Raw genomic sequence first — 22,745 nt, 5'->3', positions numbered from 1 at the left:
TGAAGGAGTCGCCCGGGATGCCCGGCAACTATGCAGAGGTTACCTCATTATGTGGGAGGATCGCAAATGGGTACACTGAGGGCATGACCGCTGATGTGCCCCCCGGCCTGACCGAAGATCCCGATCTCGGCGACCTCTTCCACGCTGCCTTCCGGGGGCTCCGTCGCCGCTGGACGCACGAATTGGCCCCCTTTGAATTGACCCCGCACCAATGGCGGGCGCTGAATACGCTGGCTCGCGGGTGTGGACCCTGCCCGCCCGAGGTCCGGGGGGCGGGGGGCGGCCCGGAGGCCGGGCTGCGGCTGAAGGCACTGGCCGATCTGCTGCGGATCGCCCCGCGGTCGGCGACCGAAGTCATCGACCAGCTCGAAACCAAGGAGCTGGTGGAACGGGCGCCGGACCCGCTGGACCGCCGGGCCGTACTGGTCCGCCTCACCGCCGACGGGCAGGAACTGCGCTCCAGGATCCACCAATCGCGTCGCAGGCAGTCCACCGAATACTTCGGCCGGCTCGATTCCGGCGAGCGCGATGAGTTGGCCCGCCTGCTGGGCGTCCTGGCCGGGGACGAACCGGTGGCCCAGCACCGCTAGGGCGGACCCCGGCGGCGTCCACCGGCCCGGTGCCGCCGGTCAGTGCTGGTGGGGGACTTCCCCGATCGCATGCAGGGCGATGGTGGAGTGCGCGAAGGCGCCGCCGGCCCGCATTTCTGCGGCCACCCAGATGGCTTCCATGATCTGCTCGGCCGTGGCGCCCTTGCGCTTGGCGAGTTTGCTGTGGCCTTCGATGCAATAGGGGCATTGCGTGACATGGGCGACGGCGACGGCGATCAGTTGTTTGGTCTGCTCGTCCAGGGCGCCCTCGGCGAAGACCGCCTTGCTGAAGTCCTCGAAGGCCTGCGTGGCGTCCGGGGTCAGTTCCTTGCGACGTTTGGCCACCGCAGGGGTGGCCTTGGGGAAGAGATCGTCTGACATGGTGGGGTCCTCTCCTAGGGTGCGGCTGGCGCCGACACCTCCGCACCCGTTGCGCACGGGGATGACCACCAACCGGCTCCGGGCTCCACTGCTCCGCGGGGCCCTCTTTCACTGTAGGCAGGTGGCACAGATAAAGTCACTGCCCCGGTGCCGGGTAGGTCACCACGCCGTCGTCGTGCACCCTCGGCTCGGCTCCCCACCGGCCGAGTTCATGCTCGGTCGGCTTCGCGGTATTGGATAGGTGCACCACCGTCCACCCCCGGGCGGCGAGCACGTTGGCGATGAGCAGCCGGTGGCAACGCCAGGGCATCGGCTCCCCGCACAGCACCACGACCCGCCGGTCCCGGGCCCACCGCATCAGCCGCTCCAGGCCCGTGGCGAACTCCTCGGTGAGCGTATGGTCCGCATAGTTCTTGAAGCTGGCGTTCTGCCACCCGGCGTTGACCCTCGGGTCGATGCCATGCTGCCGCGGCCTACGGCCTCCCAGTTCGGGCACATGGTGGTATTCGATGCCGATGTCGGCCAACCAGGCAGGCATCTGATCCGCATCGAATTGTGGGCTCCGCCGCGATCCGGGCATCTTGCGCACATCGGCCAGCAATTCGATCCCGGCCGATTCCAACGTCTCGGCCACGACCTCCGGCGGACAGGTCCAATGCCCCAGGGTCCAGATGGTCCCCGCCGCGTTGCCGTTGGATGGTTCCGCTGCCATGCCTGCCCGCCCTTCGCCTGGATGCTCCCCTCCTTCAGGATGCACCACAGCACGGGCGGTTGTCGCCCCGGGATCGCCTGCGGGATCGAGGGGCAGGTCCTGCCCGGGCCCTAGACTGGGGCCGTCCATGTGAGCCGACCAGCAGGAGGAGCCCATGCCGCGCACCAGGTCCTGGAGCACCACCGATATCGGCGATCTCACCGGCACGACGGCGGTGGTCACCGGCGCGAACAACGGCCTGGGGCTCGCCACCACCCGGGAGCTGCTCCTGCATGGCGCCCACGTCGTGATGGCGTGCCGGGATCCGGGCAAGGGGCGGGCTGCCGCCGACCGGCTGAGACCGGAGCTGCTGGCCTCCGTCGGCGAGCTGCGCACGGAAGTCATCCAGCTTGATCTGTCGATCCTTTCCACGGTCCACTCATTCGCCCGGACGGTGCTGACCACCCACGAGCGGTTGGATCTGCTGGTCAACAACGCCGGCATCATGATGACCCCGTATGGGCTGACCGCCGAGGGGTACGAACTGCAATTCGGCACGAACCACCTGGGCCATTTCGCCTTGACCGGCCTGCTGCTGGATCTCCTGGCGGCGGTGCCAGGCTCCCGGGTCGTGTCGCTGTCCAGCCTGGCCCACCGGGGCGGGCGCATGGATTTCGACGATCCCCTGTTCGAAGAGGGTGGCTACACCCCCGTGGCCGCCTATAACCGCTCGAAGCTGGCCAACCTGCTGTTCACCGACGAGTTGGATCGGCGTTTGCGGGCCGCCGGCCAGGAAACGATCGCCGTCGCCGCCCATCCGGGAGTGGTGGGCACCGACCTCTTCGGCCATGTCTTCGACCGGCCCTCCCTGCGTCCGGCCCGGGCCCTGTTCAACGCCGTGATGCCCCGACCGGCCCAGGGGGCCCGGCCGACGTTGCGTGCGGCCTCCGATCCGAGCGCCCGCGGCGGGGAATATTACGGTCCAGGCGGTCCCGGGGAGTGGCGCGGGGCGCCCCGCCTCGCGCAGCGGGCGGAGGCGGCCCGGGATCCGGCGGCCGCCGGCCGGCTGTGGGAGCTTTCCGAGGAACTGACGCAGGTCAGGTACCTGGACGCACCGTCCCGGCCCTGATTCCCAGGGGCTGGTTCCCCGGCGGGGGCTGATCAGATGAGCGGCAGCGTCAGGCCCAGCTCCACCACACCGGGGCGGTCGGGAACCTCTTGGTGTTCCCCGGTTTCCAGGAACCCCTGGCGCCGGTAGAACTCGTGGCCGCCATGATTCCCTGCGACCACCCACAGATCCAATCGTCCGGCATCGGCCCGGCGGGCCCAGCCGGCAGCGGCGGCGACCAGTTCCCGGCCGACGTGCAGTCCGCGCACCGCCGGATCAACCCACATGCCGATGAGTTCACAGCCTCCGGTCCCCGGCCGCAGGACCGTTCCCGCGAGTCCGTCAGCCAGCTGCGTGGCGAGGCCGGTCGAGAGCGGGGACCAGGCCAGGAACCAGTTGCTTTGTTCCGCCCGTTCACGCCAGCGCTCCTCACCGAAAGCGGACTCGCGTTCCCACGTGGAGCTGAAGAGCGACGGCGCGTCCGCCAGTGCCCGGAGCCGCACCGCACGCAGCGCCTGCCAATCCTCGGTCATGGCCCGGCGGACCTGGGTGTGCATCATTCCCATATTTTCCCACGGCGGAAGTCAATCCCGTCCTGCGTGACGAGCCACGACGCGGATCAATCCCTAGGCTTCGGCCCGGCCCGCACGCCAATACCCCATGAAGGAGACCTGCTTGCGGTCGATTCCAACCTCACGGACCAGATAACGACGCAACGATTTGATGACCCCCGCCTCGCCGGCGAGCCAGGCGTAGAAGGGTTGGCCGGCTCCGGCCGTCGTCTCCCACAGGATGCCCTCGTCGACATCCACGTCCTCCAACTCGTCACCCGGGTCCACGGCACCGGCCCCCGGGAGCGCGATCGCCGAACGCACGGCCGTCTCCAGCAACGTGCCCGGGGCCTGCATGCCGCGCGGAAGCCACTGCACGGCAACCCCTGAACGGGTGAAGGAACCCTGGATGTCCTCGACGGACGGGACCTCGATGAAGGCGTCCCCGGTGATCCCCGGGGGCAGTGATTCCAGGATCGAACAGATCGCCGGGGCCGCCGTCTCGTCGCCGGCCAGCAGGATCCGTCGCGCCTTGCCGGGCCGGAATTCGATACCCCCGTAGTCGGGCCCGCAGAGCGCCCGATTGGGTCCCAGGATGATGACGTCGTCGCCGATGGCGGCCTCCGCCGCCCAGACGGAGGCCGGCCCGCCGACCAGGACGCCGTTTTCCCGGTGCACGTGCAACACGAAGTCCAGATCGAGTTCCGGGGTCGGCCCCGCGTTGCCGGGATGGCCTGCAGGGCGGAAGGAACGCACCGTATAGGTGCGCATGGATCCGCGCTCGGCGGGGTCCCGGGCCAGCCAGGTCCGGTACCAGCCGGCCGAATCCTCCGGGGTGATCCGGCCCCCGGGGGCCAGATCGGCGAAGAGCGTGCGCAGGCGGGCCACGGATTCCTCGCCCGCCGGCGGCACCAGGACCTTGATCCGCAGGTCCAGTGGATGCCCGCCGGTACCGAAGTGTTCGAGTTCCGGCCCGGCCAGGGTCAGGCGGCGGAACCCGGGCCCGAGCTCCTGGACGTCGACGACCTCCAGGCTGAACGCCAGCGTCGGGCAGACGTCCACGGCGGGGCGGGCCACGGTGGGGACGACCACGGATTCCAGGGGCGTCTCCGGCCTCGGGCGTGGTCCGGCAGGCTGCCTGGTGGGCGGTGGCCCGGCTCGGCCGGTGTCGGGGCGGCGGAACCGGTGGCGTCCGATCGGCACCATCAGGGGCGTTCCGGCCACCGGGTCGGGAATCACCCGGGCCCGGAGTCCGAAGACCTCGTGGACCAGTTCGGTCGTGAGGATCTCCGAAGGGCGCCCGGCGGCGATGATGCGTCCTGCCACCAGTGCGAGCATCCGGTCCGCGTAGCGGGCCGCCAGGCCGAGGTCGTGCAGGACCATGACCACGGTCGTCCCGCACCGGCGGTTCACCTCGGCGATGGCGTCGAGGACCTCGAGCTGCCCGGCGATATCGAGATGCGCCGTCGGCTCGTCCAGCAGCAACACCTCCGATCCGCGGGCCAGCACGTCGGAGATCCGTGCCCGTGCGGCGCTGGCTTCATGGCCCCCGGGGGTCTCCGGCAGCAGGGACAGGATGCTGGCAAGGTCATCGACCGGGTGGTCGTGCAGCTCGGTCGAACCGATCCTCACGGTTCCGGAATCCGGTTCCTGCGCTCCGGCCAGTCCGCGCAGCAGCGTGGATTTGCCGGCGCCGTTGGGGCCGATGACCACGGTGATCTCCCCGACCGGGATCTCCACGCTCAGGTCGGTGAGCATGGCGCCGGAAGGGTGGGACAAGGACAGGTTCTCTGCCGTCAGGCTCTGCATGTGTTCCTTGGGTTGAAGGGGGTTCCCACGAGGTCGTGGCGGGGGAAACGTCGTCTCGGCTGCCCTAGACTGTCGGCATGCCACAGCCGACGCCTTCCCCCATCCAGCACGTGAGCTCCTGCGCCGATCTGATCACGGCACCGAATCCCGGTCCGATGACGTTGGAGGGCACCAATTCCTATCTCCTGCATGCCGCAGGAGCCGGGACCGGCCCGGTGGTGGTCGTGGACCCGGGGCCCGCCGACGAGGACCATCTGCAGGCCCTGGCCGCTGCCGGACGCGTCGAGCTGGTGCTGATCACCCACCGCCACCCCGACCACACCGAGGGCATCGACCGCCTGCACGAACTGACCGGGGCCCCGGTGCGGGCGGCCCTGGCCGACCATTGTCGGCAGGCCCCGGTCCTGGGCGATGGGGAAGTGATCACCGCGGCGGGGATCAGGGTCCAGGTCGTGGCCACCCCCGGGCATACCTCCGATTCGCTGTGCTTCCTGCTGCCCGACGACGGACCCCACGGTTCGGTCCTGACCGGCGACACCATCCTGGGGCGTGGGACGACCATCCTGGACTTCCCCGACGGAACGCTCGGTGACTACCTGGCCAGCCTCGATGTCCTGTCCGGATTCGGCTCGGCGCTCATGCTTCCGGCCCACGGCCCCACGCATCCGCAGCTGGGTACCGTCATCGAGCAGTACACGGCCCATCGGCTCCAACGTCTCGAGCAGGTCCGTGACGCCGTGGCCCGGCTGGCCGCCGCTGATCCCTCCGGCCGGCCGGGGACGGCCGAGGTCACGGATCTGGTCTATGCCGACATCGATCCCGCGGTGCGCGGGGCCGCAGAGCATTCGGTCAAGGCCCAGCTGCACTACTTGTCCGGGACCACCCCGGCCCCCTAGGCCCCTACCCACCGGCACGTGGCTCAGTTCCCCGGCAAGACGGGGTCCTGCCCCTGAAGCAGCGTGAATCCACGATGGTCTCCCTGACGATCCTTATCCGGGACACCCCCGGAAAATCCTGATGTAGTTAGGCTAGCCTTGGTGGTCGGTATTACACAAAGTTCTAGTGCCCTATTGTGCTCCGGTGACGATTTCGCCTCACCCGCGCAGCCTCCTTGGACTGAATCGCACGCCCCGCTACAGTCAAGGCATGGCCAGTCCCACACAGCACCCCGAGACGCACTACTCCGCCCAGCCGACCGTGACCGCGCTCATCACCGGAGCCACCTCGGGACTCGGCGCCGAGTTCGCCCGGCAACTGGCGGCCCAGGGGTACTCCCTGGTCCTCGTGGCCCGTGACCAGCAACGACTGGATGCCACCGCCGAGAGCCTCAGCGCCCGCTACGCCGTCCAGGTGCAGACGATCAGCGCCGACCTCGTCACCGAGGCCGGCGTCCAGCAGGTCGCCAACCGGCTGGCCGACTCCACCAATCCGGTGACCACCCTGGTGAACAATGCCGGATACGGAATGGCCGGGAACTTCGCCGACAACGACCTGGCCGAGGAGCTGGCCCATGTCGGCATCCACGTGCGCACCCCGTTGATCCTCTCCCACGCCGCCCTGCGGGCCATGGCGAAGATCGGGGGCGGGCGGATCATCAACGTCGCTTCCGTCGCCGCCTTCACTCCTCGCGGCACCTACTCGGCGTCCAAGGCGTTCCTGGTGAACTTCAGTCGGTGGGCCAATGTCTTCTACCACGACCGCGGAATCTCGGTCACCGCCATCTGCCCCGGATTCGTGCACACCGAATTCCATGACCGGATGAAGATCGACAAGAAATCCATCCCCTCCTGGTCGTGGCTGGAACCCGAAGAGGTGGTGCGCAGCGGGCTGACGGACGCCATGGCCGGCCGTTCGGTGTCCATCCCCAGCACCAAGTACAAGATCATCACCTTCCTGGCACGGGTCGCCCCGGATGCCCTCGTGGCCCGTCTGGCCCAACGCGGCCGCTGAGCCGACACGTCACCACCGGTACGACGGCAAGCTGGCCGGGACACCGTGATGACGGTGTCCCGGCCAGCGGATTGCAGGTCCTACCGTGGATTAGTACCCGAGCGAATACAGGGTCTGCCCTGCATCGACCAGGCCGGCCCCACAGCCACCCGAGCAGCCGCCGGGCATGGCGCGCGTCCCCGCCTTGAGCGAGGATTCCACGGATGACGGGCTCATGTTGGGACTGTTGGCGCGCATCAGCGCCACCACACCGGCAACATGCGGGGCAGCCATCGAGGTGCCCTGGAACTCGGCGTAGGCTTCACCGCGCGGGGTCGTCCGTCCGGAGTTGATCGTGGACAGGATTCCCCCACCACGGCTTGAGGTGTCGCCACCGGGGGCGGTGACGTCCACGGACGAACCGTAGTTGGAGTAGAAGGCCCGCGAGCCGGACTTGTTGCTGGCCGCGACGGTGATCACGTTGTTGCAGTTCGCCGGCCGGGAGTTGGCGGCATTCTGCGATTCATTGCCGGCGGCCACCACGACGGACGTCCCCCGGGAAACGGCCGAGTTGATGGCGTTCTGGTAGGTGTAGCCGCATGCTCCGCCACCACCGAGGGACATGTTGATCACATCAGCCGGGTTGGGGTTGGACGGAATGCCCGAGACGTTCCCACCCGAGGCCCAGACGATCGCGTCGGAGATATCCGAGAGCGAGCCACCGCATTTGGCCAGCACCCGCACCGGGACGATCTTGGAGGTGGGGGCGACCCCGGCGACTCCCTTGCCGTTGTTCGTCACCGCGGCGACGGTGCCGGCGACGTGCGTGCCGTGCCAGGAGGAGTTGCTGCCGTTGGCCGAACCACATTCACCGGGGTTGACCCAGTCGCCCTCGTCGGCGGGGTTGGAGTCGCGGCCGTTTCCGTCGCGGGCCGCGGAGGCATTGGAGACGAAATCGTAGCCGGGCAGGATGTTCGCGTTCAGGTCGGAGTGGCTGGTGATGCCGGTATCCAGGACCGCGACCACGGCCCCGCTGCCGGTGGAGTAGTTCCACGCGGATGGCGTGCGCATGCCGTTGGACCCGTGGAAGTCCCACTGTTGCCCGTAGTGGGTGTCGTTGGGGGTCGCCGCGATCGTCATCATGGCATCCGGTTCAATGGAGTCGATGGTCCCGGTCTTGGCCGCGTCGAGCATGAACTGCTTCGCCTCGGCGGTGGAGAGTTTCTCGTTCGTCTGCAACACGTGGCCGCCGGTGGCGGTGGGGCGCAGTTCCTTCACTGAGACGCCGGCTTCCTTGGCGGCGGGGCCCATGGAGTTCACGCGGGCCTGCTTCGTCGCGGAACTCGCCGAGTCCTTATAGGAGACGATGAACTGGTCGTAGCTCGTCCCGGATTCCAGGGCGCCGGTCGCGGCCTGGGCGGTGTTCGCGTCGGCGGCGACCGCGACGGTGTTCGAGACCGTCGGCCCGGACGTCGGTGTCGCGGCGGTGGCCGGCAGGCCGGTCAGCCCGCCGATCAGCGAACAGGATCCTACGAACGCTGCCGTGGACAAGACCACTGCGCGGGTCAATCTGATGGGTTTCTTACCCATGTTGCACTCCTTGCTTCGTTTTTCTGTGGTGTGCCCGGCAGCTCGACCTTGAGCCGATCCGGGGCACGCTACGGATGATAAGCACGAGTTGACCATATTTGAAAGTCTTGTTTGAAAACTGATAATTAGATATTCAAATGGAGTGTTTACAGTTCACAAATATTGTGATTGTCAAAGATCCGTCCACCGCTGAGCCTGCCGCGGCATCATCGCGATGCCGGGCCGGGGCCCTTGTTTACGCAAGTGCGGGAGAAACCCTACCGGTCAGTAGTAGACGGCCAGCGGGCCGCGGGGCCCCTCGATGACTTCCACGGGGGTGTCGAAGACCCTGCTGAGCACGGCGTTGGTCATGATCTGCTCCGGGGGCCCGAAGTCGACCACCTGCCCGTCCTTCACGGCGCAGATGTGGTCGGCATAGTGTCCGGCGAAGTTGATGTCGTGGATGACCACCACGATGGTCCTGCCCAGTTCCCGGGCGGCACGGTGCAGATGTTGCATCATCTGCACCGAATGCCGCATGTCCAGGTTGTTCAGCGGTTCGTCGAGCAGGACGTATTCGGTGTCCTGGGCCAGCACCATCGCCACGTAGGCGCGCTGCCGCTGGCCGCCGGAGAGCTGGTCGAGGTAGCGGCCCTCCAGTTCGCGCAGATTCAGGAAGTCGATGGCCTGGGAGACGACCTGCTCATCGACCACCGTCAGCCGGCCCCGCGAATGCGGGAACCTGCCGAAGCCGACCAGTTGGCGCACGGTCAACCGGGTAGTGAAATGGTTCTCCTGCCGCAGGATCGATACGATCCGGGCCAGGTCCTTCGAGGCCGAGGTGGAAACGTCGTAGCCGGCGATTTCGATGGCCCCCGCATCCAGGCCGAGCAGGCGCCCGATCATCGTCAACAGCGTCGATTTGCCGGCACCGTTGGGGCCGACCAGGGCGGTGATGCCCCCGACGGGGATCTCGAAGCTGACCGGCCCGATCTCGGTGCCGTTGCCATAGCTCTTGCGGACGTCGTTCAGCGTGATCACAGCCGACCCTTTCGCAGGATGAAATACAGGAAGAGCGAGCCGCCGATGACTTCGATGATGATCGAGACGACCCCCTCGGCGTAGAAGAGGTTCTTCATGATGAAGTAGGCCCCGGACAAGGTCACGAACCCGATGAGCGCGGCCACCGGGAAGACCAGGCGGTGGTCGTGCGTATCGGCGATCTGGTACGCCAGGGTGGCCACGAGGAAACCCAGGAACGTCATCGGGCCCACCAGGGCGGTGGAGGTGGCCATCAGCAGGGAGACCAGGAACAGGGTCCGCATGACCATGCGCCGGTGGTCCAGCCCCAGGTTCATCGTGGTGTCCCGGCCCAGGGCGACGACGTCCAGGTTCCGCGAGTTCGCCCACAACAGCACCCCGGCGACCAGGCACAGCGGGATCGCCACCGGAAGGTACCCGGCGTCGGCGTTGGAGATCGACCCGAACAGCCGGGCGGTGAGGACATCGAATTCGCTCGGCGAGAGCAGACGCTGCATGAACGTGGACACCGACGCCAGTCCGCCGCCGATGATGATGCCGATCAGCAGCATGACCTGGATGTTCGCGTATTTCCCCGAGAGAAGCCAGCCGTAGAGCGCCAGCGAGAGCCCCACCATGACCACCACCTGCAGCACGAATTGCGGCAGCCCCTGGACCGCGGTCACCCCGGCGGCCCCCAGGAAGAACACCGCAGCGGTCTGGACCGCCACATACAGCGATTCGAAACCCATGATCGACGGGGTGATGATGCGGTTGTTCGTCACGGTCTGGAAACTGACGGTCGCCATGGCCTGGCAGCAGGCGACGACGAGCATGACCACCACGCTCGTGCCGCGCAGTTCGGCGATCCGCCAATAACCAGACGAACCCGCGGGCATGGGGTTGTCCCAGATCAGCAGTCCGCCGCCGAAGCCCACGGCCAGGAGGGACAGCACGGTGACCACGATCAGGTACCGCCGGCGCGCCCGTCGGGTGGGAAAGGCGGAGGAGTTGCGCGGGGGCCCCTCGGGGCCCCGGCGCCGGGGGGAGGCAGCCAGCCGTGGAGGGGAAGCGGTATCAGCCATGTCGACGCTGCCTCAACAGGAGGCCGATGAAGACCACTGCCCCCACGATCCCCAGGATCAACGACACGGGAACTTCGAAGGGCATGATGATCGTGCGTCCGATCAGATCGCAGACGGTGACGATGCCGATGCCCAGCAGGCAGACCCACGGCAGGTTCCCGCGCAGGTCGTCCCCGCGGAACATGGAGACGATATTGGGCACGATGAGCCCGAGGAACGGCAGGTTTCCGACCACGACGGTCACGATGCCGGTGGCCACGGCGATCAGTCCGGTGCCCAGCAGGATGATCCGGTTGTAGTCCAGCCCGACGTTGGTGGCGACCTCTTCGCCGAGCCCAGCCACCGTGAAGCGGTCGGCCACCCAGAAGACGGCGGCCCCGACCAGGGCCACGATCCACAGCACCTCGTATTGTCCGCGCAGCACCGAGGTGAAGCTGCCGGCGAACCAGATGCCCAGGCTCTGGAGCATGTCGGTCTGCAACGCGATGAACGTGGATATGGCTCCGACGACGGCGCCGAGCATGATCCCCACGATGGGCACCGTCAAGGAGGCCTTGAGCGAAACCCTGCGCAGGAAGAGGAAGAACACCATCGTTCCGATGAAGGCGGCCACGATGGCCCCGATCATCTTGGCCATGATGCCTGCTCCGGGAGCGAGGATCATCACCGTCAGCAGGCCCAGTCCCGCCCATTCGGTGGTCCCGGTGGTCGTGGGCTCGACGAACCTGTTCTGGGTCAGCAGCTGCATCACCAGCCCCGACATCGCCATCGCGGCCCCGGAGAGCACCAGGGCCATGGTGCGCGGGATGCGCGTGATGGCGAACATCCTCCCCCCATCCTCGGCCCCGAAGATGTCATAGACCCCGGTCAGCAGGGAGAACCCGAGCAGGGCGACGACGACGGCGACGCCGACCAGAAGGGAAGGCTCGAAGAGCCGGCCTTTCCGGCCGACGCCGCGTCCGGTGGTGCTGGTGGTCATGGGTGCGCGCCGCGGCTAGCCCTCGAGGGCGTCGGCGAAGGTGTTGAGGAACTCGGTATAGGTCTGGATCCCCTCGTTGGTGTAGGTGTCGGCCGGCATGTAGATGACGTTGCCATCCTTGACCGCGGTGACGTTGCCCAGTGCGTCCGAAGAGGTCAGCAGTTCGTTGGCCGGCTGGTAGTCGGCATCGTCGGCGGCGATCGCCGCATCGCGGTCCATGGCCAGGATCCAATCCGGATTGGAGTCGGCGATCGCCTCCACGGAGATGTCGTCCCCCTGGTGGTCGTCGCTGGCGTCGTCGACTTCCAGTGCCGGGGTCAGGTCCAGCATGTCGAAGACCGGCCCGAGGGTGCGTCCGTTGGAGGGCGCCGAGTAGCCGATGTCCCCGCCCGAGGTGATGACCGCCATGACCTCGTCGCTGTCGTCGTAGGCGGCCTTTGCCCGCTCGATGGCGGCGTCGAAGTCGTCGTTGATCTTTTGTGCCTCGTCCTGCTTGCCGAAGACCTCGCCGAGCACCTCGGTCTGGCGTTTGAGCTCGGCGTCGAAGGGTTCGTCCTCGCGGGGGTCCAGTTCGAGGATGGTGGCATCGGGGACGAGCGAGGCGAAGTCCTCGTGGTACTGGGCGAAGCGCTGGCCATTGACGATCAGATCGGGTTCCGCGGCCACGACGGCTTCCAGATCCGGTTCGCGGTGGTTGCCCAGATCCACGATGGAGTCATCCTTCGTGTAGTCGATGGTTTCCGGCATCAGGGCCACGGCCCCGGCGGTCAGTTCCACGCCCCAGTCCGAGAGGGTCTCGAACGTCCGGTTGTCGGTGGCGACCACCGAGGACGGCGGATTAGGCACCGTCTGCGTTCCGTTGTTGTCTTCAACGCTCACGGTGCTGGCGTCGGAAGCCGTCGGTGAGGCGTCGGAGGATCCGCCGCAGGCGGTCAGAGCGAGGGCCGAAGCGCCCAGTAGCGCTCCCAGGCGCAGTTTCAGGGAGGACATATGTTCCTTTCGTATGAGGCGGCCCGTGCGGGCCGTTGAATGGGACTTCGGTCCAACTTAGCCCACCCTGAGTAGATAACGCACATTGAGCCTGATGTTATTCTCGTCACCTTTTCCGGGTTGCCGGGCTCCGTGTTTCCGGGTAATACGCGGGCCCGTTCAGGAACTGTGTAAAACCAGTCGTGCGCCGGCCAATGCCACGGAGGCCCGGACCGCCACCACCCCGGCGGCCAGGGTCCCCACCACGACGAGGATCGTCAGCGGGGACAGGACCAGGGCGACGCCGACCAGGGGCAGCAGCAGGATCCCTGCGATCAGGGCCGACCCCAGGCACACCCACAGCAACGGCCCCATCACCGCACGGACCCGGGCCCGGTCCATCGTGGCGGCATCCATTCCCAGCCGGCCCAGGTTCACATAGAGCTCCCGGCGGTCCAGCGTCTGGGCGCACTGGTTGATCACCGCCGAGCAGCAGACGCCGATGAAGGAGACCAGGACCGTCACCACCACCCCCGTCAAGATGTCCTGGGCCAGGGCCCGGTCCCCGGCCGCGGACTCCTCGGTGACCGAGGCCTTCATCAACGCGGCCCCGGACCCACCCAGCACGGCCACGAAACTGGTCATGGCCACGGCCGAGACCTGTCGCCACGCCGCCGCCGGGGATTCGAGGATCATGCGCGCGGCCAGCAGTCGTTCGGGGGTTTGTGCCCGTGTGAGCGAATGTCCGGCCAGCAGCCGCACCGCCCAGGGGCCCACGATGTTCAGCACCGCCAGCACGGCGGCGAAGGCCCCGATCAGCACCGCGATCATGAGCGCGAAATCCCGGAATGCCGAGAGGAACTGCAGGGCCGTGAACGCCGTGACGATGACGACTCCGGCGATCAGCGCCCGGATCCACCGTGCGCCCGGTGCTGCCGCGCGGGTCCGCACACCCAGCGGGGAGACATTCAACCGGCGCAACCCGACCACCGCGGAGACCACCCCCACGGCGACGACGGCCAGCGCCAGCAGGGCGATGGTACCGACCGGCATGAACATCGCCGCGCCGATCGCCTGCCCCCGGAAATGCAGCAGCCCCACCAGCGGGGCCCCGAGCAGGTACAACACCACCCCGCTCAGGACCCCGGCGAGCGCGACGGCAGCGGATTCGATGACCGTGACCGCGGCGGCGAGCGCGGGGGTGCCGCCCAGGAGGCGGACGGTGGCCAGCCGCTGGTCGTGGGAGCGGGCCGATAGGCGCGCCGCCGCAGCACCCAGGACCGCCAACGGCACCACCAACAAGGCGACGGCGAGACCGGCCAGCACCAGATAAAGCCCACTGAGTTCGTCCTGCACGGCGGTGAAGGACCATCCCCCGGCCGCCACGAGCATCAGCAGGGCCGCGGTCAGGGCGTAGGCGGAGGCGGTGAGCAGCTGGGGTCCCAACCGTCCGCGGACCGGCCGGCCCAGCAACCACGCCAGGGAGAAGGCCTTCATGCCCGGGCCCCCGGACGGGCCGCGGAGGCATCGGCGTCGTGCCGGATCCTGCCGTCGAGCAGGTGGATGATGCGGTGGCAGCGCGAGGCCACCTCCTGGTCGTGGGTGACCATGACCAGGGTGTTCCCGCGGCCGATGGTGGCCTGGAGCAGGATCTCGAGGACCTCTGAGGAGGTGGCGGAGTCCAGGGCGCCGGTCGGCTCGTCGGCGAAGGTGACCGTGGCCCCGGTGATCTGGGACCGGGCGATGGCCACCCGTTGGGCCTGTCCCCCGGAGAGCTGGCCGATCCGACGTTCCTCCAGGCCCGCCAGCCCCAGTGCCTGAAGCCATTCGGCGGCATGGGGCACCGCGGTCGACCGGGGGATGCCGGTGATCATCAGGGCCATCGCGACGTTCTCGACGGCGGTGAGTTCGGGGATGAGCAATCCCGATTGGAAGACGAACCCGAAGCTCTGCCGACGCAACCGGGAGCGGGCCCCTTCACCCAGCGCGGTGATGTCCACGGCGCCGGAGGCCCCTGCCGGATCACGGAAGTGCACGGAGCCGATATCGGGGGCCTCAATGCCGGCCAGGGTGTGGAGCAGCGTCGATTTCCCGGAGCCGGAGGGCCCCATGATGGCCACGGACTCCCCCCGCCGCAGCTCCAGGTCCAGGCCACCCAATGCGTCGGTGGCGCCGAAGGCCTTCTTCAGGTTGATGGCGGAGAGGACGCCGGGGGCGGATCGGAGCGCCTCGTCCTCGGGGGTCGGTGTGTTTTCAGGCATGGATCCAGTCTCCGGGCCCACCGGGGTCCGGCGGATCAACCGCTGAGATGAACCTTCGACGGCCCCCTCCTACCAGGGTCTGATGCCGGGCCCGGCGCGGGGGGCCGGCCCGGGAGGGCCGCCCCCCGGGATCCCTGATCGTGATCCGGCTGTCCGCTGCGCGGATCCAGCCCGTTCCACGGACCCGAAATGCCGCCGTTTTGACGCCTTAACGGTGCTGATTCCCTTCCTTTTCCACTCCCGCATCACATTGGTGCACCAAAGTGAATAACCACTTCCCCCGGTCTCGTCCCGGGCGCATCATGGAGGCATCATCCACCGCAACATTCCTGGGAAGGAACACCATCATGAAGGCCATCAAAGTCGGCCTGGCCGGGGCACTGTTGGTCGCGGGCCTGGGGTTGGCCCCCGCACTTCCTGCCGCAGCAGCCACCACCGCACCGTATTGCGGCATCACCTGGGGTTCGCTCGCCGACTCCCACGGGTCTTCCTCCTCGGCCCGGGTCACCGGGGTACGCACCGGGGAGCATGCCTGCTTCGACCGGCTCGTCGTCGATCTGAAGGGCAAGGTCAAGGGATACGACGTCAAATACGTGAACGCCGTCCGCACCGAAGGCCAGGGCCGGCGCGTGCCGCTGACCGGCGCCGCCGATCTGCAGATCCTCGTGGCCTCACCTGCCAGCACCTCCTACGCCCCCGCCCACCGCACGAAGGCAGCCGACGTGACCGGCTACCGCACGTTCGGCCAGGTGGCCTATCTGGGCAGCTTTGAAGGCCGGAGTTCCTTCGGACTCGGCGTCCGCGCCCGCCTGCCCTTCCGCACCTTCGTCCTGGACGGGCCCGGCACCGGTTCACGGCTGGTCATCGACGTCGCCCACCGGTGGTGATGTTTTCGATGCCCGCAACCGTACGTCACGAAGCCGGCGGGGGCCTTCTCCGCCGGCTTCGGTGTGCCACCATGGCGCAATGCCCCAACGCCAGTTCCGCCAAGTCGACGTCTTCACTTCCACCCCCTATCTGGGCAATGCCCTGGCCGTCGTGCTCGATGCCGACGGCCTGGATGAGGAGGCCATGCTGCGTTTCGCGAACTGGACCAATCTCGCCGAAACCACGTTCGTCCTGCCCCCGACCGACCCGAGCGCCGACTACCGCGTGAGGATCTTCACCACCACGACGGAACTGCCCTTCGCCGGGCACCCCACGCTGGGTACCGCCCACGCCTGGCTCGAGGCCGGCGGCCGCCCCCGCCGCCCCGGGGTGGTCATCCAGGAATGTGCCGCCGGACTCATCGAGGTCCATACCGGGGACCGTGACGGGCAGGGCCGGCACCAGTTGGCCTTCCTGTCCCCTCCACTGCGCCGTACCGGCCCCCTGGAAGACGATGTCCTGGAGTGGGCACTGGCCGGATTGGGGCTGCGCGCCGCAGACGTCGTGGCCCACCAATGGGTGGCCAACGGCCCGCAATGGGCGGTGCTGATGCTCCACGACGCCGAGGCGGTATTGGCCGTGGAACCGGATTTCGTGGCACTGGAGGGCCTGGAGATCGGGATCATCGGCCCGCATCTGGTCCCTGCCGTTGAGGCGGTGCCCGCTGCGCGGAGGGACGGGGAACGCCCGAAGGGCACCCGCGCCGAACTCGAACCGCTCCTACCGGCCGATGACTCCGCCGCCTTCGAAACCGCGGTGCGGCCCATCCCTGCCGACTTCGAGGTCAGGGCCTTCTGCCCGGGCGAGGGGATGCCCGAGGACCCGGTGACCGGAAGCCTGAATGCGGGCATCGCCCAGTGGATGATCCCGGCAGGACTCGTCGCCCCCTCCTACACGGTGCGCCAGGGGACCCGGCTGGGACGGGCCGGACACGTCGGGCTTTCGGAGCACGACGGCGGCATCCGCGTCTCGGGGGACGTGGTCACCTGCATCGAGGGAACGGTGTGCTGGGACTGAGCCGACACGGGCCCGGGCACCGGAGTATCCTCTACCGGTGACCAACCCCCAAAGACCTGCCCCGACCGCCCCCGACGACCGCGCCGCCTGGTCCGCGCTCTGGGCGCTGGTCATCGGCTTCTTCATGATCCTGGTGGACTCCACCATCGTCGCCACCGCCATGCCGGCGATCATGCGCGGCCTGGACACCGGCATCAACGGCGTCATCTGGGTCAACAGCTCCTACCTGCTGGCCTTCGCGGTCCCGCTGCTCGTGGCCGGGCGGCTGGGCGACCGCTTCGGCCCGAAGAACCTGTACCTGATCGGTCTGGCCCTGTTCACCCTCTCCTCGCTGTGGTGCGGCCTGTCGCCGAGCATCGGCATGCTGATCGCCGCCCGGGTGGCCCAGGGGTTGGGCGCGGCCCTGCTGACCCCGCAGACGATGACGTTCATCACCCGCATGTTCCCGGCCGAACGCCGCGGTGCACCGATGGGCGTCTGGGGCGCCGTGGCCGGGGTCGCGACCCTCGCCGGGCCCATCCTCGGCGGCGTGCTGGTGGACACGTTGAGCTGGGAATGGATCTTCTTCGTCAACGTCCCCGTCGGGGCCCTGGCCATCTGGCGGGTCTGGCTCAAGGTCCCCCAGCTGCCCCGGCACAGCCGCAACTTCGATCTGTTCGGCGTCGCGCTCTCGGCGATCGCCATGTTCCTAATCGTCTTCGGGATCCAGGAGGCCAACACCTACGACTGGGGAACGATCATCGGTCCCATCACCGTATGGGGCCTGATCATCGCGGGGCTGGTGGTGCTGGCCGGATTCATCGTGTGGCAGCGCTTCAACCGGCGCGAACCCCTGGTGCCGTTGGGCCTGTTCCGCAACGTGAACTTCTCGCTGGCCAATGTCGCGATCACGGCCATGGGCCTGGCCATCATTGCGCTGAACTTCCCGATCATCCTCTACCTGCAATCCGTCCGCGGCCTGAGCCCGACGCTTTCGGCGTTGATGATCGCCCCGATGGCGATCGTCTCGGGGGTGCTGGCCCCCTTCGCCGGCAAGCTGACCAACCGGATCGACCCCAAGTTGTTGGCCGTTCCGGGGTTCCTGCTCTTCGGCGGGGGGATCGTGGTCTACGGGCTGATCCTCAGCCCCGACATCCCGTTCTGGGTGTTGTTGCTGCCCCCGGTGGTCATGGGCATCGGCAGTGCCGGCATCTGGCCCTCGGTCTCGTTGACGGCCACCCGCGATCTGGGCCAGGCCACCGCCGGGGCAGGTTCCGGGGTCTACAACACGACCCGCCAGGTCGGCTCCGTCCTGGGGTCGGCCCTGATCGCCTTCCTCATGGAGGCCCGCGTCAGTGCCGAGTCCAGCGCCGTGCTGGCCGGCACGGACCGCGCCGGCGACGGCTCCTCCGCCACCCCGGCCGGAGCGGCGGCCACCATGGGCCAGGCGGTCCCGGATTTCCTGCACGGCGCGTTCTCCACGGCCCTGGGCCAGTCCCTGCTGCTGCCCGGACTGGTGGCGATCTTCGCGGCACTGGTCTGCTTGTTCTTCCAGCCCCCGGCGGGGCGGAAGGCCAGCCGGCGGTGAACGCCGGCCGTGCTAGATTCACCGGCATGGACCACACAGCCACCGTTCCCGAGGAAGCCCTGCGACTGCTGGTCGAACGCGGGTTCGATGCCACCAGCGTGGACCAGCTGGCGGCGGTGCTGGGGATCAGCCGCAGTACCTTCTTCCGCCGTTACCTCTCCAAGGAGGACATGGTCTTCGCGGACATGGACACCGTCATCGACGGGGTCCATCGCGAATTGGCGGCCCCCGGACGCCGGCTGGCCGACCGGCTGGCCGCCGCCGCCCTCTTCGTATTCGATCACCACACCGGCCGGCCCCGGGCCTCGCTGCTGCGCTTCGAACTGCTGCAGGAGGTTCCCGCCCTGCGCGACCGGGAACTGGTCAGCACCCATCGCTATGAACGGGCCTTCCGTCGCGGCCTGCGCGCCGCCCTGGACGTGGACCCGGGCCTGGACGACGTCAACCTGGCGATCACCTCCTATGCGGCCTCGGTGGTCGCGGTGCACAACGCGTTCCTGCGCAGCTGGCTGAACACCTGCGATGCCGGCCTGCGGTCCGGACTCGTGGACGAACTGGCCCAACTGGCTGCCCTGCATCTGCCCCGGCTGCAGGAACAGACCCCCCCAGCGGGGGCGCCCCCGACCCGGCCGGAGGTCGTCGTCACGGTGTCGAACAGCGGCACCGACCCCGAGCAGATCGTCGACGCCGTCCGCCGGGCGCTGGATCAACAGCCCGGGCGGACCCCACCCACCGCCTGACACTGAGTGTCTTGACCTGAACCTCGGTTTCATGGATGCTGGTACGGATCGATCCCCCGTGACCGGCGCCACCTCCCAGTGCCGGCCACGCAACGCCGAAGGACACCCGTGAGCACCTCAGAAACCACCTCCCCCCACCCCGGACACGACACCCCGATCGCCGAATTCCCGCTCGGTGTCGTCGAGCCCGACTATGAGCTCTGGGGCGAGGTCGACGTCGACCCCACCGGCCTCTTCGGCGCCGAGGACATCCCGGCGGAGGACCGCGCTTACTGGGACCGGGCCCGGCGCTTCGGCCTGGACGAAGTCCGTCCAGAGATCGACGACTACTGGGACCGTGCCGACTTCCCGTTCCATCTGGCCACCCGACTGGGCGAACTGGATCTGCTGCGCGACGGCATCGACGTCGACGGCCACCCGGCCATGAGCACGCTGGCCGCCGGACTGGTGAACATGGAACTCTCCCGCGCCGACGGGTCGGTCGCCACCATCGGGGCGGTCCAGTCGGGCCTGGCGCTGCGCTCGGTCGCCTTCTGCGGCTCCGAGGAACAGATCGCCCACTGGGTTCCGAAGCTGGCCCGGGCCGAGGTCCTGGGTGCCTTCGCCCTGACCGAACCCACGCACGGCTCCGATTCGGTCTCCCTGGAGACCCGGGCCACCCGCGTGGACGGCGGCTACGTCCTCAACGGTGAGAAGAAGTGGATCGGCAACGGCTCCACCGGCGGCATCACGGTCGTCTGGGCCCGCGACGATGAGGGCAACGTCCGCGGTTTCATCGTCCAGCAGGAGTGGGAGGGCTACACCGGGACCACCATCGAAGGGAAGCTGAGCCTGCGCGCCATCTGGCAGGCCCATATCCGCCTGGAGAACGTGTTCGTCCCCGACACCCATGTCATGCCCGGCGCCAACTCCTTCAAGGACACCGCCAAGGTCCTCTTCGCCACCCGGCTGGGAGTCGCCTGGTCCGCCGTCGGACATGCCATGGCCTGCTACGAATCAGCCGTGCAGTACGCGACCCAGCGCACCCAGTTCGGCCGCCCGCTGGCCGCCGCCCAGGTCGTGCAGGAACGCCTGGCCCGCATGCACTCGGAACTGGCGACCATGCAGCTGATGGTCATGCAGATGACCCGCCGTGAGGAGCGCGGAGAGCTCACCGGCCCGCAGGCCTCCCTGGCGAAGTACACCTGTACGCGCACCGCCCGCCAGATCGCCTCCAACGCCCGCGATCTGCTCGGCGGCAACGGCATCCTGCTGAAGAACAGGGTGGCCCGCCACTTCGCCGACATCGAGGCCATCCACACCTACGAGGGCACCGAAACCGTCCAGGCGCTGATCATCGGCCGCTCGATCACCGGGCTCTCGGCCTTCAATAAGTAGCTTCACCCTGCAGGAACGGGAGCAGCTGGGCCAGGACCTCGTCGACGGCAGCCAGCGTCGAGCCGTGGGTCCTGCCCTCCAAGGGGACGAACCGGGCCGCCGGCATCAATTCCGCCGCGGCCCGGGAGTCGAGGTAGCGCCGGCGGTCCCGGGTACCGGCGAACAACAGGGCCGGCAGCTCGAGCGAGGCGACCACCGATTCCTCGATCCCCGCTTCGATTTCGGTGCGTTCGAAGTAGGCGTGCAGGGCCCGGGCGTCGTTGTTCATGAAGGCGAACCGGGTCTGCGGATCCAGCTGCTGCCCGTCGACGAAGGCCTGCATGCCGCCGGTGCGCAGGGCCTGGAGATAGCCTTCGAAGAACACCTCGGCGATCTGGCCGCCCTGCGCCTTGAACGTCCCCCCGAGGCTCACGAGCTTCTCCACCCGGCCCGGGGCTGCGGCGGCCAGCGAAAAAGCGACGCGCGCCCCGAAGGAATACCCCATGATCACCGCACTGGCCAGCTGTTCGGCGTCGAGCACGGCCACCACGTCCCCGACCAGCAGATCCATGGCGTAGTCCTGCGGGCGGTGGGGTTTGGAACTGCGGCCGTGTCCGCGGAGGTCGATCCGCACCACGGTGAACCCCTCGAGGCCCTTGACGTAGCCCAGCCCGCGCCAGATCGCCCGCGATAGCGCCGAACCGTGCAACAGGACGATGGCGGGGCCCTGCCCTGAAATGTCGTAGGAGATGGTGCTTCCGTCCCGGGGATTCTGCGTCTCAGCCATCCCCACAGGCTATCGGGCGGCCCCGTCGGGCCGGCCACCCGTGATTCACACGGGGCTCTTCGGCATTTTCCAGCGAACGCCAAGCTTTGGACCTTATTGTTTTTAAGTACCTCTTGAAGGTGCGAGTGATGAGAGCACCGGCTGGACCATCGATGATTCCCCCCAACTATCGATCCAGTCGGTGTTCATCTCGTTAAGCCCCGGCCCGGGCGCTGACCTCGACACCTCGTGGTTTCAGGACCAGACTGATGGCATAGGCCCCGTCAACGAGGGAGGATGCCATGAGCGAGAACACCGAGGGACTGTCCACGGGCGGTCCGGACGCCAAGCCCGAGAGCGCCGAGGAAGCCGCGAAGAAGGCCCGTCGGGCACAACACGATCACGACGACGCGCGCGTCGACGAGTGGGAGGAGGAGTCCTTCCCAGCCTCCGATCCGCCGTCGAACTACTGAGTGGCGACACTCCCACCGAGCTGACACGGGGCGCACAGGTGGTTCCAAGTTTCGCTGGTTAAGCTGAAGGAACCTTCTCAAAGGTGCGAGTGATCAGAAGCACCGGTTATAGCGGTTTGTCGCCTCCTTGTCCGCTATGGCCGGTGCTTCACTCTTTTAACGTCTGCCGCTCAATCGCGTCCGCGCTGGTTCCCACCCCGGCGGGCCCCACCAGATGCCCCCGGCTGAGGGAGCTCCCCGCGACGACAGGGAGGTGGTGGCCCCGGGCAGGGCCGCTTAGACTGATGACGCAGCCTTCGCCCAGCCCGAGGAACGATCACCACGACATGGCCATGAGAAACCCCTATCTTTCCCTGGTCCGCAACCGGCTCATCGCCGCGTTGGTGGGCTCCGCAGTGGCACTTTTGTGGTTCGCGGCGTTCCGGGCTCCCGTCCTGGCCATCGCCGGGGACGTCACCGGGGCGGAAACGGCCGAAACAGGCACCCTGTCCATCATCCAGCTGATCCGCTTCGGCGCGGGAATACTCCTTTTCACCGTCGTTCCAATCCTCGCCTACCTCGGGTGGCTTCGACTCATGCGCCCCGATGCACGCAAGGTCGTCGGTCCCGGGGCACGGTTCGCGACCATTGCCGCTGCGGTGGTTTCAATCGCCTTCTTTGTCATCTGCTGGCTGCCAAGCACCTCACGTACCACTTCCGTCCTCGAGGCCTTCCGCGAAGCGGCTGCCACCGAGGCGCTACCCGAAGGAGTCTTCCTCGGAAACACGCTGGCCGGCGCGGCGGTGACGACCGTCTTGTTGGTGATCTTCGGTCTGATCTGCCTGTTCCTGGCGCCACCACCACGCCCTGCTGCCGACACCCCACACCCCGGCTTTCCCACCAACTGGTGGTCATGGGTTCCCCTGCCTGCCTTCATGGTCGGGGTCCTCGCGGGGGCGCTGCCCTTCGCCGGCTAAG

The 22,745-nt window shown here is 68.0% G+C and carries 23 protein-coding genes; 11 read left to right on the top strand and 12 right to left on the bottom strand.

What is annotated here, in order from left to right; all coding sequences use genetic code 11:
* Positions 1 to 83: 83 nt before the first annotated feature.
* A complete protein-coding gene (locus tag ACT3S2_RS13575) occupies positions 84 to 590 on the top strand; it encodes a MarR family winged helix-turn-helix transcriptional regulator (protein ID WP_444555554.1) in 507 nt (168 codons plus the stop codon).
* Positions 591 to 629: 39 nt separating this feature from the next.
* On the opposite strand, the gene ACT3S2_RS13570 is transcribed toward ACT3S2_RS13575, so the two are convergent.
* Complete coding sequence (locus ACT3S2_RS13570) at positions 630 to 971, bottom strand: carboxymuconolactone decarboxylase family protein (protein WP_444555573.1); 342 nt, start codon at positions 969 to 971, stop codon at positions 630 to 632.
* Between the two features lie 136 nt (positions 972 to 1,107).
* Positions 1,108 to 1,683: a DUF488 domain-containing protein gene (locus ACT3S2_RS13565; protein WP_444555574.1), complete on the bottom strand. Its 576-nt coding sequence runs from the start codon at positions 1,681 to 1,683 to the stop codon at positions 1,108 to 1,110.
* A gap of 154 nt (positions 1,684 to 1,837) precedes the next feature.
* On the opposite strand from ACT3S2_RS13565, the gene ACT3S2_RS13560 reads away from it, so the two are divergent.
* Positions 1,838 to 2,791, top strand: coding sequence for an oxidoreductase (locus ACT3S2_RS13560; RefSeq protein ID WP_444555575.1), 954 nt, complete (start codon positions 1,838 to 1,840; stop codon positions 2,789 to 2,791).
* Positions 2,792 to 2,823: 32 nt separating this feature from the next.
* On the opposite strand, the gene ACT3S2_RS13555 is transcribed toward ACT3S2_RS13560, so the two are convergent.
* Both ACT3S2_RS13555 and ACT3S2_RS13550 read right to left on the bottom strand, forming a co-directional pair.
* A complete protein-coding gene (locus ACT3S2_RS13555) occupies positions 2,824 to 3,330 on the bottom strand; it encodes a GNAT family N-acetyltransferase (RefSeq protein WP_444555576.1) in 507 nt (168 codons plus the stop codon).
* Between the two features lie 66 nt (positions 3,331 to 3,396).
* The gene (locus ACT3S2_RS13550) at positions 3,397 to 5,130 is read right to left on the bottom strand and encodes an SIP domain-containing protein (RefSeq protein ID WP_444555577.1); all 1,734 of its coding nucleotides are present in this window, start codon (positions 5,128 to 5,130) and stop codon (positions 3,397 to 3,399) included.
* A gap of 77 nt (positions 5,131 to 5,207) precedes the next feature.
* On the opposite strand from ACT3S2_RS13550, the gene ACT3S2_RS13545 reads away from it, so the two are divergent.
* Together ACT3S2_RS13545 and ACT3S2_RS13540 are read left to right on the top strand one after the other, a co-directional pair.
* Positions 5,208 to 6,026 (top strand): MBL fold metallo-hydrolase, encoded by an 819-nt coding sequence (locus ACT3S2_RS13545; RefSeq protein ID WP_444555578.1) that lies wholly within the window; start codon positions 5,208 to 5,210, stop codon positions 6,024 to 6,026.
* A 250-nt stretch (positions 6,027 to 6,276) separates the two neighbouring features.
* Positions 6,277 to 7,080 carry an SDR family NAD(P)-dependent oxidoreductase gene (locus ACT3S2_RS13540; RefSeq protein ID WP_444555579.1) on the top strand — a complete coding sequence of 268 codons (804 nt, stop codon included), beginning with the start codon at positions 6,277 to 6,279 and terminating at the stop codon, positions 7,078 to 7,080.
* A 90-nt stretch (positions 7,081 to 7,170) separates the two neighbouring features.
* Here ACT3S2_RS13540 and ACT3S2_RS13535 read toward each other — a convergent pair whose 3' ends face one another.
* From ACT3S2_RS13535 to ACT3S2_RS13505, 7 genes are all read right to left on the bottom strand, one after another.
* Positions 7,171 to 8,649 carry a S8 family peptidase gene (locus tag ACT3S2_RS13535; protein ID WP_444555580.1) on the bottom strand — a complete coding sequence of 493 codons (1,479 nt, stop codon included), beginning with the start codon at positions 8,647 to 8,649 and terminating at the stop codon, positions 7,171 to 7,173.
* Positions 8,650 to 8,913: 264 nt separating this feature from the next.
* Complete coding sequence (locus ACT3S2_RS13530; RefSeq protein ID WP_444555581.1) at positions 8,914 to 9,669, bottom strand: iron ABC transporter ATP-binding protein; 756 nt, start codon at positions 9,667 to 9,669, stop codon at positions 8,914 to 8,916.
* Positions 9,666 to 10,733 (bottom strand): iron chelate uptake ABC transporter family permease subunit, encoded by a 1,068-nt coding sequence (locus tag ACT3S2_RS13525; RefSeq protein ID WP_444555582.1) that lies wholly within the window; start codon positions 10,731 to 10,733, stop codon positions 9,666 to 9,668. The genes ACT3S2_RS13530 and ACT3S2_RS13525 overlap by 4 nt, the downstream gene beginning before the upstream one ends.
* On the bottom strand, positions 10,726 to 11,712 hold the full coding sequence (locus ACT3S2_RS13520) for an ABC transporter permease (RefSeq protein ID WP_444555583.1): 987 nt from the start codon (positions 11,710 to 11,712) through the stop codon (positions 10,726 to 10,728). Before ACT3S2_RS13520 ends, ACT3S2_RS13525 begins: the two co-directional genes overlap by 8 nt.
* 15 nt (positions 11,713 to 11,727) lie before the next feature.
* On the bottom strand, positions 11,728 to 12,702 hold the full coding sequence (locus tag ACT3S2_RS13515) for a siderophore ABC transporter substrate-binding protein (RefSeq protein WP_444555584.1): 975 nt from the start codon (positions 12,700 to 12,702) through the stop codon (positions 11,728 to 11,730).
* A 159-nt stretch (positions 12,703 to 12,861) separates the two neighbouring features.
* On the bottom strand, positions 12,862 to 14,178 hold the full coding sequence (locus ACT3S2_RS13510) for a permease (RefSeq protein WP_444555585.1): 1,317 nt from the start codon (positions 14,176 to 14,178) through the stop codon (positions 12,862 to 12,864).
* A complete protein-coding gene (locus tag ACT3S2_RS13505) occupies positions 14,175 to 14,942 on the bottom strand; it encodes an ABC transporter ATP-binding protein (RefSeq protein WP_444555586.1) in 768 nt (255 codons plus the stop codon). Before ACT3S2_RS13505 ends, ACT3S2_RS13510 begins: the two co-directional genes overlap by 4 nt.
* A gap of 347 nt (positions 14,943 to 15,289) precedes the next feature.
* On the opposite strand from ACT3S2_RS13505, the gene ACT3S2_RS13500 reads away from it, so the two are divergent.
* The 5 genes from ACT3S2_RS13500 (at position 15,290) to ACT3S2_RS13480 (ending at position 20,570) form a co-directional block, all read left to right on the top strand.
* Entirely contained in the window at positions 15,290 to 15,829 is a 540-nt protein-coding gene (locus ACT3S2_RS13500; RefSeq protein ID WP_444555587.1) for an AMIN-like domain-containing (lipo)protein, read from the top strand.
* Positions 15,830 to 15,908: 79 nt separating this feature from the next.
* Positions 15,909 to 16,886 (top strand): PhzF family phenazine biosynthesis protein, encoded by a 978-nt coding sequence (locus tag ACT3S2_RS13495; RefSeq protein ID WP_444555588.1) that lies wholly within the window; start codon positions 15,909 to 15,911, stop codon positions 16,884 to 16,886.
* A 37-nt stretch (positions 16,887 to 16,923) separates the two neighbouring features.
* On the top strand, positions 16,924 to 18,453 hold the full coding sequence (locus ACT3S2_RS13490; protein WP_444561801.1) for a DHA2 family efflux MFS transporter permease subunit: 1,530 nt from the start codon (positions 16,924 to 16,926) through the stop codon (positions 18,451 to 18,453).
* Between the two features lie 26 nt (positions 18,454 to 18,479).
* A complete protein-coding gene (locus tag ACT3S2_RS13485) occupies positions 18,480 to 19,193 on the top strand; it encodes a TetR/AcrR family transcriptional regulator (RefSeq protein ID WP_444555590.1) in 714 nt (237 codons plus the stop codon).
* A 108-nt stretch (positions 19,194 to 19,301) separates the two neighbouring features.
* A complete protein-coding gene (locus tag ACT3S2_RS13480; RefSeq protein WP_444555591.1) occupies positions 19,302 to 20,570 on the top strand; it encodes an acyl-CoA dehydrogenase family protein in 1,269 nt (422 codons plus the stop codon).
* On the opposite strand, the gene ACT3S2_RS13475 is transcribed toward ACT3S2_RS13480, so the two are convergent.
* Positions 20,560 to 21,336 (bottom strand): alpha/beta fold hydrolase, encoded by a 777-nt coding sequence (locus ACT3S2_RS13475; protein WP_444555592.1) that lies wholly within the window; start codon positions 21,334 to 21,336, stop codon positions 20,560 to 20,562. The genes ACT3S2_RS13480 and ACT3S2_RS13475 overlap by 11 nt on opposite strands.
* Before the next feature lie 281 nt (positions 21,337 to 21,617).
* On the opposite strand from ACT3S2_RS13475, the gene ACT3S2_RS13470 reads away from it, so the two are divergent.
* Positions 21,618 to 21,788 (top strand): hypothetical protein, encoded by a 171-nt coding sequence (locus ACT3S2_RS13470; protein ID WP_444555593.1) that lies wholly within the window; start codon positions 21,618 to 21,620, stop codon positions 21,786 to 21,788.
* 326 nt (positions 21,789 to 22,114) lie between these two features.
* Entirely contained in the window at positions 22,115 to 22,744 is a 630-nt protein-coding gene (locus ACT3S2_RS13465; RefSeq protein WP_444555594.1) for a hypothetical protein, read from the top strand.
* Position 22,745 lies beyond the last annotated feature (1 nt).

The organism is Arthrobacter sp. AOP36-A1-22 (assembly GCF_052377615.1).
Classification (GTDB): domain Bacteria; phylum Actinomycetota; class Actinomycetes; order Actinomycetales; family Micrococcaceae; genus Arthrobacter_H.
The sequence above is the reverse complement of the archived record's forward strand: the minus strand, read 5'-3'. Positions and strand labels throughout refer to the sequence as shown.

Coding starts and splice junctions, on each gene's coding strand:
- ACT3S2_RS13560 (WP_444555575.1), top strand. CDS start 1,838: ATGCCGCGCACCAGGTCCTGGAGCACCACCGATATCGGCGATCTCACC.
- ACT3S2_RS13545 (WP_444555578.1), top strand. CDS start 5,208: ATGCCACAGCCGACGCCTTCCCCCATCCAGCACGTGAGCTCCTGCGCC.
- ACT3S2_RS13555 (WP_444555576.1), bottom strand. CDS start 3,330: ATGATGCACACCCAGGTCCGCCGGGCCATGACCGAGGATTGGCAGGCG.
- ACT3S2_RS13500 (WP_444555587.1), top strand. CDS start 15,290: ATGAAGGCCATCAAAGTCGGCCTGGCCGGGGCACTGTTGGTCGCGGGC.
- ACT3S2_RS13575 (WP_444555554.1), top strand. CDS start 84: ATGACCGCTGATGTGCCCCCCGGCCTGACCGAAGATCCCGATCTCGGC.
- ACT3S2_RS13570 (WP_444555573.1), bottom strand. CDS start 971: ATGTCAGACGATCTCTTCCCCAAGGCCACCCCTGCGGTGGCCAAACGT.
- ACT3S2_RS13525 (WP_444555582.1), bottom strand. CDS start 10,733: ATGGCTGATACCGCTTCCCCTCCACGGCTGGCTGCCTCCCCCCGGCGC.
- ACT3S2_RS13565 (WP_444555574.1), bottom strand. CDS start 1,683: ATGGCAGCGGAACCATCCAACGGCAACGCGGCGGGGACCATCTGGACC.
- ACT3S2_RS13535 (WP_444555580.1), bottom strand. CDS start 8,649: ATGGGTAAGAAACCCATCAGATTGACCCGCGCAGTGGTCTTGTCCACG.
- ACT3S2_RS13495 (WP_444555588.1), top strand. CDS start 15,909: ATGCCCCAACGCCAGTTCCGCCAAGTCGACGTCTTCACTTCCACCCCC.
- ACT3S2_RS13475 (WP_444555592.1), bottom strand. CDS start 21,336: ATGGCTGAGACGCAGAATCCCCGGGACGGAAGCACCATCTCCTACGAC.
- ACT3S2_RS13540 (WP_444555579.1), top strand. CDS start 6,277: ATGGCCAGTCCCACACAGCACCCCGAGACGCACTACTCCGCCCAGCCG.
- ACT3S2_RS13550 (WP_444555577.1), bottom strand. CDS start 5,130: ATGCAGAGCCTGACGGCAGAGAACCTGTCCTTGTCCCACCCTTCCGGC.
- ACT3S2_RS13505 (WP_444555586.1), bottom strand. CDS start 14,942: ATGCCTGAAAACACACCGACCCCCGAGGACGAGGCGCTCCGATCCGCC.
- ACT3S2_RS13515 (WP_444555584.1), bottom strand. CDS start 12,702: ATGTCCTCCCTGAAACTGCGCCTGGGAGCGCTACTGGGCGCTTCGGCC.
- ACT3S2_RS13465 (WP_444555594.1), top strand. CDS start 22,115: ATGGCCATGAGAAACCCCTATCTTTCCCTGGTCCGCAACCGGCTCATC.
- ACT3S2_RS13510 (WP_444555585.1), bottom strand. CDS start 14,178: ATGAAGGCCTTCTCCCTGGCGTGGTTGCTGGGCCGGCCGGTCCGCGGA.
- ACT3S2_RS13485 (WP_444555590.1), top strand. CDS start 18,480: ATGGACCACACAGCCACCGTTCCCGAGGAAGCCCTGCGACTGCTGGTC.
- ACT3S2_RS13520 (WP_444555583.1), bottom strand. CDS start 11,712: ATGACCACCAGCACCACCGGACGCGGCGTCGGCCGGAAAGGCCGGCTC.
- ACT3S2_RS13470 (WP_444555593.1), top strand. CDS start 21,618: ATGAGCGAGAACACCGAGGGACTGTCCACGGGCGGTCCGGACGCCAAG.